17 protein-coding genes are annotated in these 19,452 nt (G+C 59.5%); 13 read left to right on the forward strand and 4 right to left on the reverse strand.

The window, feature by feature from the left end; all coding sequences use genetic code 11:
• The first annotated feature begins 35 nt into the window (after nucleotides 1-35).
• The 12 genes from exaC to ACA044_RS26825 all read left to right on the forward strand — a co-directional run bounded on the left by exaC (nucleotide 36) and on the right by ACA044_RS26825 (nucleotide 15,156).
• Nucleotides 36-1,556: an acetaldehyde dehydrogenase ExaC gene (exaC, locus tag ACA044_RS26770; protein ID WP_030129557.1), complete on the forward strand. Its 1,521-nt coding sequence runs from the start codon at nucleotides 36-38 to the stop codon at nucleotides 1,554-1,556.
• 266 nt (nucleotides 1,557-1,822) lie between these two features.
• A complete protein-coding gene (gene eat, locus ACA044_RS26775; protein ID WP_497444005.1) occupies nucleotides 1,823-3,193 on the forward strand; it encodes an ethanolamine permease in 1,371 nt (456 codons plus the stop codon).
• 184 nt (nucleotides 3,194-3,377) lie between these two features.
• A complete protein-coding gene (locus ACA044_RS26780; protein WP_497444006.1) occupies nucleotides 3,378-4,772 on the forward strand; it encodes an ethanolamine ammonia-lyase subunit EutB in 1,395 nt (464 codons plus the stop codon).
• 8 nt (nucleotides 4,773-4,780) lie between these two features.
• Nucleotides 4,781-5,605 carry an ethanolamine ammonia-lyase subunit EutC gene (gene eutC, locus ACA044_RS26785; RefSeq protein WP_497444007.1) on the forward strand — a complete coding sequence of 275 codons (825 nt, stop codon included), beginning with the start codon at nucleotides 4,781-4,783 and terminating at the stop codon, nucleotides 5,603-5,605.
• A gap of 113 nt (nucleotides 5,606-5,718) precedes the next feature.
• Entirely contained in the window at nucleotides 5,719-6,180 is a 462-nt protein-coding gene (locus ACA044_RS26790; RefSeq protein ID WP_497444008.1) for a GNAT family N-acetyltransferase, read from the forward strand.
• A 469-nt stretch (nucleotides 6,181-6,649) separates the two neighbouring features.
• Nucleotides 6,650-7,306, forward strand: coding sequence for a DedA family protein (locus ACA044_RS26795; protein WP_497444009.1), 657 nt, complete (start codon nucleotides 6,650-6,652; stop codon nucleotides 7,304-7,306).
• Between the two features lie 6 nt (nucleotides 7,307-7,312).
• Nucleotides 7,313-8,125: a M90 family metallopeptidase gene (locus ACA044_RS26800; protein ID WP_497444010.1), complete on the forward strand. Its 813-nt coding sequence runs from the start codon at nucleotides 7,313-7,315 to the stop codon at nucleotides 8,123-8,125.
• A gap of 113 nt (nucleotides 8,126-8,238) precedes the next feature.
• On the forward strand, nucleotides 8,239-8,766 hold the full coding sequence (gene ppa, locus ACA044_RS26805) for an inorganic diphosphatase (protein ID WP_003205933.1): 528 nt from the start codon (nucleotides 8,239-8,241) through the stop codon (nucleotides 8,764-8,766).
• A gap of 230 nt (nucleotides 8,767-8,996) precedes the next feature.
• A complete protein-coding gene (locus ACA044_RS26810) occupies nucleotides 8,997-9,743 on the forward strand; it encodes a S24 family peptidase (protein ID WP_497444011.1) in 747 nt (248 codons plus the stop codon).
• Between the two features lie 484 nt (nucleotides 9,744-10,227).
• Entirely contained in the window at nucleotides 10,228-10,527 is a 300-nt protein-coding gene (locus tag ACA044_RS26815; protein WP_497444012.1) for a hypothetical protein, read from the forward strand.
• A 133-nt stretch (nucleotides 10,528-10,660) separates the two neighbouring features.
• Nucleotides 10,661-14,530 (forward strand): PAS domain S-box protein, encoded by a 3,870-nt coding sequence (locus tag ACA044_RS26820; RefSeq protein WP_497444013.1) that lies wholly within the window; start codon nucleotides 10,661-10,663, stop codon nucleotides 14,528-14,530.
• A complete protein-coding gene (locus ACA044_RS26825; RefSeq protein WP_497444014.1) occupies nucleotides 14,527-15,156 on the forward strand; it encodes a response regulator transcription factor in 630 nt (209 codons plus the stop codon). The genes ACA044_RS26820 and ACA044_RS26825 overlap by 4 nt, the downstream gene beginning before the upstream one ends.
• A gap of 569 nt (nucleotides 15,157-15,725) precedes the next feature.
• Here ACA044_RS26825 and ACA044_RS26830 read toward each other — a convergent pair.
• The 4 genes from ACA044_RS26830 to ACA044_RS26845 all read right to left on the reverse strand — a co-directional run bounded on the left by ACA044_RS26830 (nucleotide 15,726) and on the right by ACA044_RS26845 (nucleotide 19,303).
• On the reverse strand, nucleotides 15,726-16,340 hold the full coding sequence (locus ACA044_RS26830; RefSeq protein ID WP_497444015.1) for a YDG domain-containing protein: 615 nt from the start codon (nucleotides 16,338-16,340) through the stop codon (nucleotides 15,726-15,728).
• A gap of 86 nt (nucleotides 16,341-16,426) precedes the next feature.
• Entirely contained in the window at nucleotides 16,427-16,990 is a 564-nt protein-coding gene (locus ACA044_RS26835) for a GGDEF domain-containing protein (RefSeq protein ID WP_497447314.1), read from the reverse strand.
• A gap of 981 nt (nucleotides 16,991-17,971) precedes the next feature.
• Nucleotides 17,972-18,730: a transporter substrate-binding domain-containing protein gene (locus ACA044_RS26840; RefSeq protein ID WP_497444016.1), complete on the reverse strand. Its 759-nt coding sequence runs from the start codon at nucleotides 18,728-18,730 to the stop codon at nucleotides 17,972-17,974.
• Nucleotides 18,731-18,841: 111 nt separating this feature from the next.
• Complete coding sequence (locus ACA044_RS26845) at nucleotides 18,842-19,303, reverse strand: hypothetical protein (protein WP_497444017.1); 462 nt, start codon at nucleotides 19,301-19,303, stop codon at nucleotides 18,842-18,844.
• Here ACA044_RS26845 and ACA044_RS26850 point away from each other — a divergent pair.
• Nucleotides 19,223-19,447: a transposase gene (locus ACA044_RS26850; RefSeq protein ID WP_497447315.1), complete on the forward strand. Its 225-nt coding sequence runs from the start codon at nucleotides 19,223-19,225 to the stop codon at nucleotides 19,445-19,447. The genes ACA044_RS26845 and ACA044_RS26850 overlap by 81 nt on opposite strands.
• Nucleotides 19,448-19,452 lie beyond the last annotated feature (5 nt).

Raw genomic sequence — 19,452 nt, forward strand, 5'->3', positions numbered from 1 at the left:
CCCTTATAAGCACAAAAGCCAAGGAGAAACCCATCATGCGTTACGCTCACCCCGGTACTGAAGGCGCTATCGTTTCGTTCAAGAGCAAGTACGGTAACTACATCGGCGGCGAGTTCGTCGCGCCTGTCAAAGGTCAGTACTTCACCAATACGTCGCCGGTCAACGGCCAACCTATTGCCGAATTCCCACGCTCCACAGCCGAAGACATTGAAAAGGCCCTGGACGCTGCCCATGCCGCCGCCGATGCCTGGGGCGCCACGTCCGCCCAGGCACGCTCGCTGGTCCTGCTGAAAATCGCCGACCGCATCGAACAGAACCTGGAAGTGCTGGCGATCACCGAATCCTGGGACAACGGCAAGGCCGTACGCGAAACCCTCAATGCCGACATCCCGCTGGCCGCCGACCACTTCCGCTACTTCGCCGGTTGCATTCGCGCCCAGGAAGGCAGCGCCGCCGAGATCGACGGCAACACCGTGGCCTATCACATCCATGAACCGCTCGGCGTGGTCGGGCAGATCATTCCGTGGAACTTCCCGATTCTGATGGCCGCCTGGAAACTTGCCCCGGCCCTGGCCGCCGGCAACTGTGTGGTCCTTAAACCTGCCGAGCAAACCCCACTGGGCATTACCGTGCTGATGGAACTGATCGGCGACCTGCTGCCGCCTGGCGTGCTCAACGTGGTGCAAGGCTTCGGCAAAGAAGCCGGGGAAGCCCTGGCCACCAGCAAGCGCATCGCCAAGATCGCTTTCACCGGCTCGACCCCGGTCGGCTCGCACATCATGAAATGCGCCGCCGAAAACATCATTCCGTCCACCGTGGAGCTGGGTGGCAAGTCGCCGAATATCTTCTTCGCCGACATCATGCAAGCCGAACCGACCTTCATCGAAAAGGCCGCCGAAGGCCTGGTGCTGGCGTTCTTCAACCAGGGCGAAGTCTGCACCTGCCCGTCCCGCGCCCTGGTGCAAGAGTCGATCTACGACGAGTTCATGAAAGTGGTCATGAACAAAGTCCTGCAAATCAAACGCGGCGACCCGCTGGACACCGACACCATGGTCGGCGCCCAGGCGTCCGAACAGCAATTCGACAAAATCCTTTCGTACCTGGAAATCGCCAAGGGCGAAGGCGCCGAGCTGCTGACCGGCGGCAAGGTAGAAAAACTCGAGGGCAGCCTGGCGACCGGGTATTACATCCAGCCGACCCTGCTCAAGGGCACCAACAAAATGCGCGTGTTCCAGGAAGAAATCTTTGGCCCGGTGGTGAGCATCACCACCTTCAAGGACGAAGCCGAAGCCCTGGCCATTGCCAACGACACCGAGTTCGGCCTGGGCGCCGGTCTCTGGACCCGCGACATCAACCGCGCCTATCGCATGGGCCGTGCCATCAAGGCCGGTCGTGTGTGGACCAACTGCTACCACCTGTACCCGGCGCACGCCGCGTTCGGCGGTTACAAAAAGTCCGGCGTCGGCCGTGAAACCCACAAAATGATGCTCGATCACTATCAGCAGACCAAAAACCTGCTGGTGAGCTACGACATCAATCCGTTGGGCTTCTTCTAAAAACCCGGGGGCGATACAGGTAGTTCTGTATCGCCCTTCAGATGGTCATCGCGGGCAAGCCCGCTCCCACAGTGTTTTGGGTCAACCCCAAAAGGTGAATTTATCCCATAACCCTGTGGGAGCGGGCTTGCCCGCGATGGCGTCCTTAAACGCACCGTAAATCATCGCCCTGCTGGTCTGGCACGGGCTTTGCGTACCCGCATCACACGAAAACGCCATACCCGAAAGTCCAACAGATCAAACAATAAAAAAGACAGCGAGGACTTATGACTTCTACGACACAGCTCAAACCCACACTCGGCACCCTGCACTTATGGGGCATTGCCGTCGGCCTGGTGATTTCCGGCGAGTACTTCGGCTGGAGTTACGGCTGGGGCACCGCAGGGACCCTGGGTTTTCTCGTCACCGCACTGATGGTGGCGACGATGTACACCTGTTTCATCTTCAGCTTCACCGAATTGACCACCGCCATTCCCCACGCTGGCGGGCCGTTTGCCTACAGCCGCCGGGCCTTCGGCGAAAGAGGCGGACTGATTGCCGGCATTGCCACCCTGATCGAATTCGTCTTTGCGCCACCGGCGATTGCCATGGCCATCGGCGCCTACCTCAACGTGCAATACCCGGAACTGGACCCGAAGATCGCCGCGGTTGGCGCCTATTTCGTGTTCATGACGCTGAATATCCTCGGTGTGAGCATTGCAGCCACCTTCGAACTGGTGGTCACTGTGCTGGCGGTCGCCGAATTACTGGTGTTCATGGGCGTGGTCGCACCGGGCTTCAGCTTCAGCAACTTCGTACTCAACGGTTGGTCGGGCGCCAACGAATTCACCATGGCCTCGATCCCCGGCATGTTTGCGGCGATACCTTTCGCGATCTGGTTCTTCCTCGCCATTGAAGGCGCCGCCATGGCCGCCGAGGAAGCCAAGGACCCGAAACGCACGATTCCCAAGGCTTATGTCAGCGGCATTCTGACCCTGGTGTTCCTGGCCATCGGCGTCATGGTCATGGCCGGCGGTGTTGGCGACTGGCGTCAACTGTCGAACATCAACGATCCGCTGCCTCAGGCGATGAAAGCCGTGGTCGGCAATAATTCGACCTGGATGCACATGCTGGTATGGATCGGCCTGTTCGGCCTGGTGGCGAGCTTCCACGGGATCATTCTTGGCTATTCGCGACAGTTCTTCGCCCTGGCTCGCGCCGGTTACCTGCCTCAAGGGCTGGCCAAGCTCTCGCGCTTCCAGACGCCGCACCGGGCGATTCTGGCGGGCGGCGTGATCGGCATCGCGGCGATCTACAGCGACGGCCTGATCAACCTGCAAGGCATGACGCTGACGGCTGCGATGATCACCATGTCGGTATTCGGCGCCATCGTGATGTACATCATCAGTATGCTGAGCCTGTTCAAATTGCGTAAAACCGAACCGAACCTGGAACGCACCTTCCGCGCGCCGGGCTACCCGATCGTGCCGGGGATTGCGCTGTTTCTGGCGGTGGTGTGCCTGGTGGCGATGGCGTGGTTCAACACCTTGATCGGGTGTGTGTTCCTCGGGTTCATGGCGGCCGGTTACCTGTATTTCCAACTGACCGCCAAGCAGCGCGCCGATGCACCGGCGGACGCTATGCTCGAAGGCATCTGAGTTGCACCGGCGCCGGGCCTGTCGCTTGGCGCACGCCCTATTTGAGGTCGGCAACCCGATCCTGTAGGAGCGAGGCTTGCCCGCGAAGAACGATAACGCGGTTTGCATGATGCACCGCGTTATCGTTCTTCGCGGGCAAGCCTCGCTCCTACGGATCATCATTTAATCAGGAGGACACCGTCCCATGGCCGCATTTGCCCATACCGTCGGCGCCCAGACCTACCGCTTCGACAGCCTCAAGGACGTCATGGCCAAGGCCAGCCCGGCGCGCTCCGGGGACTTTCTGGCCGGCGTTGCCGCCCTCAACGATGGCGAGCGGGTGGCCGCGCAGATGGCCCTGGCTGACATTCCGCTGACTCACTTCCTGCAGGAAGTACTGATTCCTTACGAGGCCGATGAAGTCACCCGACTGATCATCGACACTCACGACAAACAGGCTTTCGCGGTCGTCAGCCACCTCACGGTCGGCGGCTTTCGTGACTGGCTGCTCAGCGACGCCGCCGATGAACAGAGCCTGCGCGCCCTCGCTCCGGGCCTGACCCCGGAAATGGCCGCCGCGGTGTCGAAGATCATGCGCGTGCAGGACCTGGTGCTGGTGGCGCAGAAAATCCGCGTGGTCACGAAATTCCGCGGCACCCTGGGCCTGCGCGGCCGGCTCTCGACGCGCCTGCAACCCAATCATCCCACCGACGAACCGGCCGGCATCGCCGCGAGCATTCTCGACGGCCTGCTGTACGGCAACGGTGACGCGATGATCGGCATCAACCCGGCCACCGATAGCATCGCTTCGATCTGCGCCATGCTGGAAATGCTCGACGCGGTCATCCAGCGCTACGACATTCCGACACAGGCCTGCGTGCTGACCCACGTCACCACCTCCATCGAGGCGGTCAATCGTGGCGTTCCGCTGGACCTGGTGTTCCAGTCGATTGCCGGCACCGAAGCGGCCAACGCCAGTTTCGGTATCAACCTCAACGTCTTGCAGGAAGGCTATGACGCGGGCTTGAGCCTGAATCGCGGCACGCTGGGCCAGAACCTGATGTATTTCGAGACCGGCCAGGGCAGCGCCTTGTCGGCCAACGCCCACCACGGCATCGATCAACAGACCTGCGAAACCCGCGCCTACGCCGTGGCGCGCCATTTCAAACCGTTTCTGGTGAACACCGTCGTAGGCTTCATCGGTCCGGAATACCTCTACAACGGCAAACAAATCATCCGCGCCGGTCTCGAAGATCACTTCTGCGGCAAACTTCTGGGCGTGCCCATGGGATGTGACATCTGTTACACCAACCATGCCGAAGCCGATCAGGACGACATGGACACTCTGCTCACCCTGCTGGGCGTGGCCGGGATCAACTTCATCATGGGCATCCCCGGCTCCGACGACATCATGCTCAACTACCAGACCACGTCGTTCCACGACGCCCTCTACGCCCGGCAAACCCTAGGCCTGAAACCGGCGCCGGAGTTTGAACAGTGGCTGGCGAAAATGGGCATCTTCACCCAGGCAGGCGGCAAAATTCACTTCGGCGACAACCTGCCACCGGCCTTCCGTCAGGCCATGGCGCAACTGGGATGAGTATTGAGATGGATAAACCACCTGTCGATCCGAAAAACCCATTGCTGGAACTGCGTCGCCTGACCCCGGCACGCATTGCGCTGGGCCGCACCGGCACCAGCCTGCCCACGAGTGCGCAGCTGGAATTTCAGTACGCCCATGCACAGGCCCGGGATGCGGTGCATCTGCCGTTCGACCACCCGGGGCTCAGCTCACAACTGGCCGAACGTGGACGTGAGAGCTTGTTGCTGCACAGCGCCGCCACGGACCGGAACAGCTATTTGCAGCGCCCCGATTTGGGGCGCAAGTTGAGCGATGAGTCGGCGCAGACGCTACGCGATTACGCGCAATCCAATCCTGGTGGGGTGGATCTGGCCGTCGTGGTGGCCGATGGCCTCTCGGCGCTGGCCGTTCATCGCCATACCTTACCGTTTCTGGCACGCATGGAAGAACAGACAGCCGTTGAGGGCTGGACCCTGTCGCCGGTGATTCTGGTGGAACAGGGCCGGGTCGCGGTGGCCGACGAAATTGGCCAACTGCTGGGGGCAAAAATGGTGGTCATACTGATCGGCGAACGCCCAGGATTAAGCTCGCCAGACAGCCTGGGGTTGTATTTCACCTATAATCCCAAGGTCGGACTGACGGACGCCTATCGCAATTGCATCTCGAATGTCCGGCTTGAAGGCTTGAGTTACGGCATGGCGGCACACCGTTTGCTGTATTTGATGCGCGAAGCCTGTCGGCGGCAGTTATCGGGGGTCAGTCTGAAGGACGAAGCCCAGGTTCAGACGCTGGAGTCGGACTTTGATGCAGTCATGAAAGGTAATTTCCTACTCAGCCCGTCGGATGCCTGAACCGTTTCCGCATTGCGTTTCTATTCAGGTTTCAGGCAGGATCGATGCACGGCCGCCAAGGGTTTCCCATCGCCGTCACCATGTAAGACAGCCACTTGAAGACGAGACCTACCATGCGGATTATTCAAGCGACCCTCGAACACCTGGACCTGCTGACCCCGTTGTTCGTCAAATATCGCGAGTTTTACGGTTCCCTGCCATATCCGGACTCGTCCCGGTCGTTCCTTGAGAAGCGCCTGCGGCGCAAGGAATCGGTGATCTACCTGGCCCTGGCCGATGACGACAACAACAAACTGATGGGTTTCTGTCAGTTGTACCCGAGCTTTTCGTCGCTTTCGCTTAAACGTGTGTGGATCCTCAACGACATCTACGTCGCCGAAGACGCCCGCCGTCAGTTGGTGGCCGACAACCTGATCCGCACCGCGAAAAAAATGGCCAAGGAAACCAATGCCGTGCGCATGCGCGTTTCCACCAGCAGCAATAACGACGTCGCGCAGAAAACCTACGAATCCATCGGGTTCAAGGAAGACACCGAGTTCAAGAACTACGTGTTGCCGATCAGTGACGGGCTGTAACACACAGCGTGGGCTCTTGTGGTGAGGGGGCTTGCCCTAATGCCAGTCAGTTAAGCGCAATCCATGTGGGAGCGGGCTTGCTCGCGAAGACGGTAGCACCGTCAACATTGATGTCGCCTGACACACCGCTTTCGCGAGCAAGCCCGCTCCCACAGGTTCCGCTCCTTAACTGACCAGCATTAGGGCTTGCCAGCAAATGAGCTCGTCAGACAAACCGCGCATGTCAGGTTTTGGGAGTGCTCCGCACTCCAACGGGGGCAAGCCCCCTCGCCACAGAGGATTGTGCAAAGCCACAGACCTGTAGTCGACCCATCGACATCCCCCGCTACAAACTCGACGCGTTTTTCACCTCTCCCCCCGTATAATGCCCATTCTTCCGGCTCGTAAGAAAAATCACACTTAGCTGTAGTCTTACGCGAAGCCATCCGCACAGGCCTGCAGAGTCGGGCCATCACCACAGGTGCTTTCCATGGATTTCAACCCGATCGACCTTATCCTGCATCTCGACGTTTACCTCGACTTGCTGGTGACTAACTACGGGTCATGGATTTACGCCATTCTGTTTCTGGTGATTTTCTGCGAAACCGGTCTGGTGGTGATGCCGTTCCTGCCGGGCGATTCCCTGCTGTTCATCGCGGGCGCCGTGGCGGCCGGTGGCGGCATGGACCCGGTGCTGCTGGGCGGTCTGCTGATGCTGGCGGCGATTCTCGGCGACAGCACCAACTACCTGATCGGCCGAACCGTCGGTGAACGGCTGTTCAGCAACCCGAAATCGAAAATCTTTCGTCGCGACTACCTGCAACAAACCCATGACTTCTACGACAAGCACGGCGGCAAAACCGTGACCCTGGCGCGTTTCCTGCCCATCATCCGCACCTTTGCCCCATTCGTCGCCGGCGTCGCCAAAATGCCTTACCTGCGTTTCTTTGCCTTCAGTATTCTCGGCACCATCTTGTGGGTGGGTGGCCTGGTGACCCTCGGTTACTTCTTCGGCAACGTACCGTTCATCAAGAAAAACCTGTCGCTGCTGGTGGTGGGCATCATCCTGCTGTCGCTGCTACCGATGATCATCGGCGTGATCCGCAGCCGCCTCGGTCATACCGCGTCCAAAACCGAACCGCACTGACTCGCGATGTGGTCCCTTAGCGCCTGGCGACGCCAGCGCACCCTGGCCAGGCATCCGATTGCCGACGACCTGTGGCAACGGGTGCGCCATCACCTGAGCTTTCTCGATGGCCTCAGCGCAGCCGAAGACCAGTGGCTGCGGGAAGCCTGCGTGCTGTTCCTGCAAGACAAACACCTGACCGCCCTGCCCGGTGTGGAACTCCATCAGGAGCAGCGCCTGCTGCTCGCCGCCCAGGCCCAATTGCCGCTACTGCATCTGGGCGATCTGAACTGGTATCAGGGCTTTCACGAAATCATCCTCTACCCCGACGACTTCCTCAGCCCCCAGCGCCATCGCGATGCCAGCGGTGTCGAACACGAGTGGGACGGCGAACACAGCGGCGAGGCCTGGCAGCAAGGCCCGATCATCCTTGCCTGGCCCGGCGTGATGGCCAGCGGTGGCTGGGAAGGCTACAACCTGGTGATCCACGAACTAGCGCACAAACTCGACATGCTCAACGGCGACGCCAATGGCCTGCCACCGCTGCACGCCGACATGCGCATCAGCGACTGGGCCAGGGTGATGCAAGAGGCCTATGACGACCTCGACCGGCAACTGGACCATAACCCTGACACGCAAACCGCCATCGACCCGTACGCAGCGGAAAACCCCGCCGAGTTCTTCGCGGTCACCAGCGAATACTTCTTCAGCGCCCCGGATTTGCTGCACGAGGCTTATCCACAAGTCTATGAGCAGCTGAAGCTCTTCTACCGTCAGGACCCTTTAGACAGGCTGCGGCAACTTCAGGCTCATAACCCTGTCTATCAGGCACACGACTAAGGTCTACACGACCTCTGGTCCATAGCGTCGAAGGCGGAATATGCCTATAATCGCCGCCACTTTTTGGTCAATCCGGCCAAGTGTTTTTGGTCAACTAACGGGGGCACCGCCCAATGAGCTACAGCAAGATTCCGGCTGGCAAAGACCTGCCGAACGACATCTACGTCGCGATCGAGATCCCGGCCAACCACGCGCCGATCAAATACGAAATCGACAAAGACAGCGACTGCCTGTTCGTTGACCGTTTCATGGCCACCCCAATGTTCTACCCGGCCAACTACGGTTACATCCCTAACACCCTGGCTGACGACGGTGATCCCCTCGACGTGCTGGTCGTGACCCCTTACCCGGTTGCCCCAGGTTCGGTGATCCGCGCACGTCCGGTCGGCATCCTGAACATGACCGACGACGGCGGCGGCGATGCCAAAGTGATCGCGGTTCCACACGACAAGCTGTCCCAGCTGTACGTCGACGTGAAGGAATACACCGACCTGCCACCGCTGCTGATTCAGCAGATCGAGCACTTCTTCGCGAACTACAAAGACCTCGAAAAAGGCAAATGGGTGAAGATCGAAGGCTGGGCCGGCGCAGATGCCGCCCGCGAAGCGATCACCAAGTCGGTTGCTGCCTATAAAGGCTGAGAAGCAGCGGTAGGCTTCTAGCGGCGACGCTTGAAAAAAACCCCGGTTGATCCGGGGTTTTTTGTGGCCGATTGGAACCCGCCTTAAACAGCACGTTTAGCACTTCTTGGCTTCGGTTTTTTCTTGTTTAATTTCCACTAAAAGCGTCTTACATCCGGTCTTAAATTTCCCTCGAAATTTGAACGGGTCGTTTATTCAAACCCCCACCCCGCGCCAGTAGACTCGTGTTTATGAAAAAGAACACTAGCGGCCCACGGTTTAAAGCGCTCCTCGAAAAAGCGAACATCACGACGACAGGATTTGCTGCTTTTTTCGACACGGAAGCGCAAAACATCCATAACTGGTACACCCGCGGTGTGCCCGCCTACCGCATGGAAGAGGTTTCCAGACTACTGTCAGTAAACAGCGACTGGCTAAAAACCGGCGAAGGTCCACAAGACTCCAAACACCTGCGCCTGCTCGACGAGTCAGGCAACACCTTCGATGCCCAAGCCATCCGCGGCATCTACACAGTCATCGAGCCCACCGACGTCGAGCTGCCCTTCTACAAAGAAACAGCCACCGCCCCGGGCTCCAACAAAACCCACGTCATCGAAGACCCCAGCCAATCCATCCGCCTGCCCCGCAGCCACCTCGACTCCCTGGAAATCAATCATGCTGATGCCATTTGTACCTACATGATCGGCAACAGCATGGCCGAAAAGATTGAAGACGGCTCCACCCTTGCCATTGATCGCGGGCTTACGCAGATTGTCGACGGGGAAATTTATGCGATCGAGCATGACGGGATGTTACGGATCAAATACCTGCATCGAATGCCGGGGAACGCTCTGCGGTTGCGCAGTTACAACAAAGCCGAGCATCCGGATGAGATCTTCAGTGCCGAGCAGATCGACAAGCAGAACATCAGGGTATTGGGGTGGGTGTTTTGGTGGTCCACGCTGAATAAACGCAGGCCGCCGCTGCCGTTCCTGTGACTACGTAGCCCAGCGACCCAATGTGGCGAGGGGGCTTGCCCCCGTTCGGCTGCGAAGCAGTCGCAAAACCTATGCATGCGGTGCATCTGAATAACCCACTTCAGGGCCGCTCCGCGTCCCAACGGGGGCAAGCCCCCTCACCACAGGATCTGTATAAAGCACATCAACTGGCGATCCCGCGGCACAAGATCGCCCTCACAACGGCCCTACCCGCACTCCAAGCTGGGAATTCCCCAAAAAAATCAGTATGCTGCGCCCCACATTTGCGCATCGACCCTTCCCAAGGCTCAGATCGCACCGACAAGGCAGATCACTTTCTCGCCAAGTCCCACAGCCGGACGAAGATCCGGGTGTACGTTTTGAAGGCTGGCGCGGTTTACCAAAAATGAACCAAGCCAGTCCCCGAGAAGCCGGCCACAAGCCGGCTTTTTTAACGTCCGAAATAATCCTATCCCGACCCGGGATGCCTCCTGATAGCCTAGTTATGTCGCTGGCTTCAGGCATTCCCCTGTCCGATGACGTCCAACGCCATTTGACCTCATCCGACGATGAAGTGGGGGGACAGGTGGGGGGACAAAAGGGATCACAGGGGAAATCAAACGACCCGTTGATCAAACGCTTCGACCTGCGCCTGGAAACCCGCAGCTCCCGCCGCGACCACGACTTCGAAAAAAACCAGGCTTCGATGTGGGCGCTTGAATACAGCGGAAAAGGAACGACGTTGCTTGATCATCAGACAGCTATATCTGGCGAGCATTCTCGCCTCAACGGGTATCCAACTTAAGTCCACTACAAAAGGGTGATCGCTACCGCATAATCGGTCGATACATTTATGGCAAATTGCTTTGCGCCGCTAGTAAGAGCCGCCGGCAAGTCCCCTTCCCCAACTTTTGAGCGAAGTACAGATGATGCTCTCCATGGAAACGGACGCTTTAACCGCACGGACGGCGCAATCCCAACTGTTCGAGGCCACCTTCGATCTGGTGTCCTCCGCCCTGGTTCTACTTGATGGCCAGGGCCAGATATTGAAAGTCAATGACGCTTTTGCCGGGCTGTTCGGCTACACAGCCCCGGAATTGCTCGGCATCCCTTTTTCAGAGCTGCTCCATCGCATCGACCTCGAGGGCTTACAAGCCTTGCATGGTCACGTCTTGCCGGTTTACCTCGCTGATCGACCACTTGAACTGCGCTATCGGCGCAAGGATGGCAGTCTGCTGCACGGGCACAGCAAGCTGGTTGCCGTTGGCACATTACTGCTCGGCGAAATCGTCCCGGTTGAAGCCCCACAGAGCCTGGACGAGCGGCTGGAGCAGGATCAGTGGCTGCAACGGATCGTTGACACCACACCTGGCATCATCGGCACCTTTCGCTTGGGCAACGATGGCAAGGTTTCCATGCCCTGGGCCTCGCCCGGCTATGAAGAATACTATGGCGGGACCGTGGACGAACTGAAGCAGGACGCCAGCATCCTGTTCGAACGCATCCACGCCGAGGATGTCGCCCGGGTTCAAGACTCGCTCGCGGAGTCGGCGCGCACATTACGCCCTTGGCAGTGCGAATACCGGGTACGCCATCCGCTAAAGGGCGAGATCTGGCTCGAGGGCCGCTCCAAACCGACGCGAGAAGCCGACGGCGCGGTTCTCTGGTTCGGTTTCCTGCACGACATCAGCGAGCGCAAACGCATCGAACAGGCACTGCTGGAAAGCGAAGTGCGCCTCTCCCTGATGGATTTCGCCCTCAGTCATGTGCACGAGGCCGCCTACCTGATCGATAGCCAGGCCCGCTTCTGCTACGTCAACGACGAAGCCTGCCGAAGCTTGGGTTACAGCCGTGAAGAAATGCTGCGAATGACAGTAGCCGAAATAGATCCTGACTGGACCAACGAGCAGATACTGGCAGACTGGCACAACATTCCAGAGCGCCCTCCCGAGATCATCGAGAGCCGTCACCGAACCAGGGACGGCTGCATCTTTCCGGTCGAAATCAGCATCACTTGCATCGAACTCGGTGGTCAGAACTACAACTTGGCGCTGGCTCGTGACATCACCGACCGCAGGCGCCTCCAAGCTACCCAGTGGGACAGCGAAAGGCGCTACCGGGAAGTCTTCGACTACTCGGCGGACTGCCTCTATCTATTGGAGGTGACTGCGGATCATCAGTTTCGCTACGTCGAGATCAACGCCGCGTTCGAACGATCGTCGGGGCTCTGCCGCGAACAGTTGATTGGCCGCTACCTCGGAGAGTCGGCTGGAGCGGAAGCGTCGCGCGAGATACTCGCTCAACTCGACCACTGCCTCGTGAGCGGAAAAAATATCGAATGGGAAGGTGAACTTGAGCTACCCGCAGGGCTCATCGCCATGCATTCGACCTTCATTCCTGTACACGACGAGCGGGGCCACATTTATCGCATCGTCGGAATCAGCCGCAACATCAACGAGCGCAGGCAGATGGAGACCCGTCTGCTGACCAGCGAGCGGCAGTTCCGTGCACTGGCTGAGAACTCGCTGAACCTGATCATTCGCTACGACCTGAACTGCCAGCGCACCTACATCAACCCGGCCTTCGAGCGGGAGACCGGCATCCCTGCCGCCCGAGCGTTACAACTCCCGCTTGAAGACAGCTGGAGCGCGAACATGCCGGTGACCGAATACCTGGCACTATTGCGTCAAGTGATTTCCACTGGAGAGCCTCTGGAAACCGTCGTGGAGTGGCCAAGTCCCGAAAGCGGAGAGATCGTCGCACACGCCATACAGATGATTGCCGAACGCGGCGTGAATGGCACGGTGGTCAGCGTTCTGGTCAAGGGACACAACATCACTGCACTGAAGCGCCACGAACGCCTGGAAGAGGCCCGACTGTGTATTTTCGAGCGGCTGGCACGGGGCACCCCGCTGCCGGAAGTTTTAGCGCTGGTGACGAAATATATTGAGCAGGCCCGCCCGGACTTCCTGGCCAGCATCATGCTGGTGGACGACGACGGCCGCTACCTGCTCCTCGGCTCGGCACCCCGCCTGCCGCCCGACTATCAGGACGCTCTTGGTCGCATCGAGATCGGCGATGGCATCGGCATTTGCGGCACCGCCGCCTGGCGCGGTACTACGGTCATCGCCGAGGATCTGGCCTCGCATCCCTACTGCGACGCGTTCCGCGAACTGACCATCAATACCGGGTTACGAGCTTGCTGGTCGGAGCCGATTAAGGACTCAGTCGGGAAGGTCCTGGGTACCTTCTGTATCTATTTGCGCCAGCCGGGGCTGCCGACGGACGATGATCTCAAACTGGTGCATCAGGCCAGCCATCTGGCTGCCATCGCTATTGAACGTAAACGAGCCGAGACATTGCTGCTCGAGAGCGAACAACGTTACCGGGAAATCTTCGACAACTCCCTGGACTCCCTGTTTTTACTGGAGGTGACTGACGAAGGACACTTCCGCACCATCGAGGTCAATCCTGCCACCGAACGTAACCTAGGCATGGGGCGTGCCGAACTGATCGGCAAGAACATTGAGGAAATAGTGCCGCCACATATCGCTGCCGTTGCCATCGCCGAGTATCAACGTTGCGTGGATAGTGGTGCTCCTCTCGACTCGGAAATGGAACTCGATCTGCCCGCCGGGAACTTGACCTTTCACTCGACGCTGATCCCGGTACGCGGCGCTTACGGGCGCATCCAGAGGATCGTCGGTATCTTCCGCGACATCACCGAGCGCAAGCATGCGGAACGCATCCTGCACGTCCGCGAGCAGGAATTCCGCGCGCTGGTGGAAAACAGCCCCGATGTCATCGCCCGCTTCGATCTGCAAGGTCGCTTCATCTACACCAACCCGGTCACGCAAGCCCTCCTTGGCAAACCCTTGGACAAAATTCTCGGCAAACGCCCCGATGAGGCATTGCCCCACTTGAATGCGTCACGCGCCTTCCGGAACACGCTCGAACGCATTGTGCGAACCGGCGAGGCCACTGAAGAAGAGATCATCATGGATGCCGCACCGGGCACTGATGCGGCCCGTTACGAGGCCCGCCTGGTGCCAGAACGCGATCGACAGGGGCGGCTGGTTAGCATTCTCTCGATCGGCCGCGACATCAGCGCCATGCGCGCAGCAGAACGGCGCCTGAAGGAATCCCATGCACAACTGCGCCAGCTGTCCAGCTACCGCGAAACCGCTCGGGAAGAGGAGCGCAAGCGTATCGCCCGGGAAATCCACGACGAACTGGGCCAGCAACTCACCGCTCTGCGCATGGGCATTTCCCTGCTGCGCCTGCAATTCGGTAAAGACCATCCGCCGCTGGTAGAACGGGTCCAGGCGCTGATGACCCGGGTCGACGAAACCATCCAGGTGGTTCGCAACGTGGCGACCAGTCTGCGCCCCGCTGCCCTCGACATGGGCCTGCCCTCGGCGCTCGAATGGCTAGTTTCTGAGTTTTCCCGGAACACCAGCATTCCCTGCCGGCTGAAGGCGCCATCGGCTCGCCTGGAACTCGATGACGAGCGCGCCACCGCGGCCTTCCGAGTCATTCAGGAATCCTTGACCAACGTCGCTCGGCATTCTCGGGCTAGCCGGGTAGACATCCGACTAGAGTGCGGCCTAGAGCAGGTGCTGATCGAGGTGCACGACAACGGCAGGGGCTTCGATCCAAAGCAACTGACCAAGGGCACGCTTGGGATGCTCGGCATGCGAGAGCGCGGGCACATGCTCGGTGGTAAAGTTACCATAGACAGCAACCCAGGACAGGGTGTCCGTGTGCGGGTTCACATCCCTATTCAGGTAGACCCAGAGGCCCCATGATCCGAATGATGATCGCTGACGATCACGCAATTATGCGCGAAGGTCTGAAACAGCTGTTTGCCCTGGCTGGTGACCTGCAAGTCATAGCTGAAGCGGAAAACGGCACGATGCTGCTCGAACGGCTGCGCCAGGGCGACATAGATTTCCTGTTGCTCGACATGAGTATGCCAGGCATCAGCGGCGAAGATCTGGTTGCGCGCATCCGCACCCACTATCCACAACTGCCGATCCTGGTGTTGAGCATGCACAATGAAGTACAAATCGCCCAGCGTGCGCTCAAGTCGGGTGCTTCCGGCTATCTGACCAAGGACCGCGACCCCGAGACCCTGCTCGCGGCCATCCGCAGAGTGGCTGCCGGTGGGCGCTATATCGACGCCGGATTGGCCGAACAAATCGCCTTTGCCGCCAGCGGCCTGGGACCCTACTGTCAGCACGACACGCTCACCGACCGGGAACTGCAGGTCATGCGCCTGCTCGCCCATGGCTTCAGCGTCTCGCGGATCGCTACGGAACTGGCCATCAGCCAAAAGACCGTCAGCACCCACAAGGCTCGCCTGATGGAGAAGATGGGCTTCACCAGCACGGCCGATATCGTCCGCTATGCGATGACGCAACGGCTGCTCTGACCATTGGGGTCAGGGATCATACTGGCCGATCCCTGCCTTCAATGGATATTCCCCTACCCAAAAATCAGCCCCCCGCTTATAGCCGCAAGAGCCTGGGCATGTCGTTTCTCTAAAGCACAGACTTGCTCATGCAAGCACTGATGGGGTCATCAACAGATGTTTGTAGTGATCTGTACATCGATGAACTACCGTTCGACGTTGTGTACAGGGTATGAGGGAGAGTTAGGTCATGCAGGGATCGGTAAACCGCTGACTTTTGAACTTCAATGTATCCAGCAATTGGAGCAGGAAAATCACCAATTCAAAATGGACTGCGACATTCTGAGGGAGATGCCATCGCCTTCTTTGTCGCAAGCTTAAGGTGGCTCATCGACTGGTTCGACAACTCCCCAGAAGGCCAATGCGGTACAGAAATCTTGGTTGGTTGCAAATGGCCTCGAACATCTCTAAGTGCCGTGATGCAAGGCTTTGGCTCTATGTCGCCGCCTGCAGTTTATGGCTCTTAGCGGCACCTAAGGGCGGTTACCTGAGGCACAAAACACGAAATTTGAGCTGCCGGTTTTTGACCACTAGCCAGCACTGTCACTCGTCCTGCCGTCTGCATGGAAAACGTGCATGTCGACTAGCTGACGACTGGGGTAGCGGTACCGGGTACCCTTTAGCTGATAACGGCCGTTCAGCGAGTGATTATGGCGATATGAAAACATAAGGCGATCTACAAAGATCACTTTGGCCCAAGCTTCATCACCGCCAACGATACCGATCAGCGCAAGGTTGCTCAGGCTGGCCGAGGTGGTGCCGTCGTAGGTTTTATTGGCCGCGTCGGCGGTGGCGGTCAATACCTTGCGGTCGATCTGGCCAACATTACCGCTGACGCTAGAGGCATCGACCTGATAGCCGTATACCTTGACATCACCATTGGTCGCTTCGGACACGTCGACGTCGTCCACGGTTACCAGCTTGCCCGCACTAGCGTTCTTGTCCGCGTAATAGGCGTCGCCGAACGAAAGCACATCGATGGTATCGCCATCGATTGCACCACTCATGGCAAAGTTGGCGTCCGTCACGCTCGCGGTGGCGTCTCCATCATAGGTCTTGCGCACCTCCCCCTGCAGCTCAACATTGACCTTGGGCGCATAGCTGTAGAGGTTGCCATTGCCCGTAGTGCAGACCAAAACAACCACCTATCTCCTTCATACTGTAGCCGCCACTTGCCAAGTAAAAGGCAGGACCTGCCCCCAATTTCTTTTCTTGCCTGTCTCGTACGCGGTCAGGCCTGGGGGATGACCTCCCCGGCGGCCTCCACCCGGTTGCGACCCAGTTGCTTGGCCCGATAGAGGGCGAGGTCGGCCTGGTGGATCATGCTCTCCGGTGTGTGCCGGACGGCCTGACTGGTGTGGATAATGCCTGCGCTGGCCGTGAAGCGCACGGCCTCGCCGGTATCGGTGGGGGTGACCAACTCGGCGACGGCCTGTAGCACACGTTCGGCAAGCTGGAGGCTCTGCTCCAGGTCCATATCCGGCAGGATCAGCGCGAACTCCTCACCGCCGAAGCGGGCGGCGAGATCGCCCGGGCGCTGGCTGAAGCGGTGCAGCACACCGGCCAACTGGCGCAGGCAGTCGTCGCCGAGCAGGTGTCCGTGGCGGTCGTTGAGAGCCTTGAAGTGGTCTATGTCGATGAGCAGCAGGGTGAGGCCGTGGCCGTGGCGACAGGCACGGGCGTGTTCTCCGCCGAGCACGCTGTCGAAATGGCGTCGATTGCTCAGGCCGGTCAGGCCGTCCTGCTGGGAAAGCTGCATCAGCTCTTGGTTGGCGTGCTGCAATTGGCGGGTCATGTCGCCGTACTGGCGCACGCTCCGGCAGATGGTGTCCAACTCGCGGAACAGGGTGCGCTCTGGCAACTGAGCGGAGTGCTCGCTGTTCAGTTGCTCCAGCGCTTGGTTGCAGAGCAGGATCGGGCGCAGCAGAAAGCGCTGGAAGACGAACAGCACGACAGGGGTTATGGCGCCGAGCAGCAGCAGGATCAGCAGGCCGTAGCGGCGTACCTGGGTCGCTTCGAGGCCGACGGCGTTGGCGATCCGCTGGGTCTTCAGCGCGGTATCGGTATTCAGGGTCGCCGCCAGGTGCTTCTGCTGCTCGAGGACCTGCCGGTAAATCCGTTCGATCTGCGCCTCCTCGGCCTGCAACTGTGTGAAGTGGCGCTGTAGGCGAGCGAGGGCATTCGCCGTCTCTGCGGAGAAGGGAGCCGGCAGGTTGCCAACTTCCTGTTGCAGGGCTTGCCAGTCCGTGCCGACCAGGGCGAGCCGGGTACAGGCCGCGGCGAAACGTCCAACTCGATCGGTGCCGTCGCCGTGCCTCTCGGTATCGTCGTGCAGCAAGACGCCCGCCAGGGCCTGCACCTCACTCAGGCTGGTGCGCTGGCTGTCGCGCAGCCTGGCCAGGGTTTGGATGTTGCGGAGAATCCATCCGGACTGCTCCGCCAGCTCGCTGCTTGGGGCGAAGGCGAAGCTGTCGAGCAGCACTTGGGCCTGCAGGCGGCTGCTGCGCGCCACCTGGGCGTCGCTGCTCCAGTAGAGGGTCTGGATGAAGCCGTAGAGCTGCTCGACACGCTGGGTGTTGTAGCGCCAGCGGGTCAGGTCAGGTAGATACTCGTCGCGCACCTGGTTGGCCTTGTCGACGATGCCGCCGAGCAGCGGCAGGGACAGCCAGATGGCAAGGCCGAACAGCAGGAGCAGGCTGCCCAGCCCCAGCCGTACGGTGGTCGCCAGACGAGGGCAGAAGCGTGCTGGGCGCCGGTCACTCATTCGCTATGGTTCTCAGTAGATACTGAAGGGGAAGTAGTGGCGGTTGATGCGGTCGTAGACGCCATTGAGGCGGAGTTCCTCCAGCGCGCGATTGAGTCGCTGAAGCAGGCTTCCGTCGCCCTTACGCACAGCAATGTGCGCCTTGCTATTGAGGGCGGCGGCAAGCAGCGGGGGGCCGATGAAGTCGTAGCCGGCAGCCTTGGGCTGCTGCAAGAAGTCGAGCAGGTTGATGGTGTCGGAAAGCACCAGGTCGACCTTGCCGGCCAGCAGCAGGTCGAAGGCCTCCTCCTGGTGGGCGACCAGCCGCAGGGGACTGTGCGGGTAGTGTTTCTGGGCGAAGGTGGCCTGGATGGTGCCGTCGATGATCGCCAGGCGCAGACCCGCCAGCGACTCCGGCGAGGCGTCGGGGGCAACCCCGGTGCGACCGGCAAATACCGAGTGGGACTGGTAGTAGTAGTCGCTGAAGGCGACCCGCAGCTCTCGCTCAGGGATGCGTGCCATGCTGGCGACTATCATGTCCACCTTGCCGGATTCAAGACTGGGGATCAGGCCGTTCCAGGTGATCGCCTGGAGTTCACATTTGACCTGCATCTGGTGGCACAGGGCCTGGGCGATCTCGACATCGAAGCCGGTCAGCGTCCCCGACTCGTCGTGATAGCTGAACGGCATGTAGTTCCCCTCGGTGGCCACGTGGAGGGTTTCGGCATGGACGGACGGCATCAGCAGCAGGCCGAACAGCAGGGAAAGCAGGGGCAGCCGGGAGCGTATCATCGGAGAATCCTTTACTCGGGTTTGCGGCGCGAAACAAGAGGGGGCAGGTCGTGTCGTTTGCCTTCGCTATTATGCGGCTGACACGCGAATAGTGCAGACCAAAATAATCACCTATTTCCTTCGTGCTGTAGCCGCCTCGCGATAGTTGGCGCCCAACGTTCGAGGTAAGGGGCGGCTTGCGCCCTGGCGCAAGACGTCCCCTTGGCCGTACTCGATGATCTCCTTGACGCTCAGGCTACCGACGGCAAAGTTCTCGCCGGCGAGGGTGAAGGTCAGGTAGTGGCGGGTTGCCGGCGCGTTGCTGGTGTTTTCTATCTTGATCAACTGGCTCATGGCGGTTACTCCTAAAACCAGTGAAGACATTGCCGCAACCGAGCGCTCAAGCCCTGGGGTTGCTTGCCTCAGACAGGGCTGGGGGCTTAAGTTGATGACATTGACCATGACACCCCGCTGATCCTGGTCACCAACGACTTTTCCCGCAACGCAGCAGAGATCGCCGCGTTTTATAAAGAGCGCTGGCAAATCGAGCTGTTCTTTAAATGGCTCAAGCAAAAACTCAATCTTAAACGCCACCTCGGATTCTCCGAAAATGCCGTGCACATCCAGATTTACAGCGCCTTGATCACCTACTTTGCTGATGACGGTGTATCTACAGCGCTCAGACTACAAAGGGTCCATTTCCGAGCGGGCTATCATGTTGGCGCATTGCTTGTTTGAGCGAG

This window comes from Pseudomonas sp. LBUM1673 (assembly GCF_059695645.1).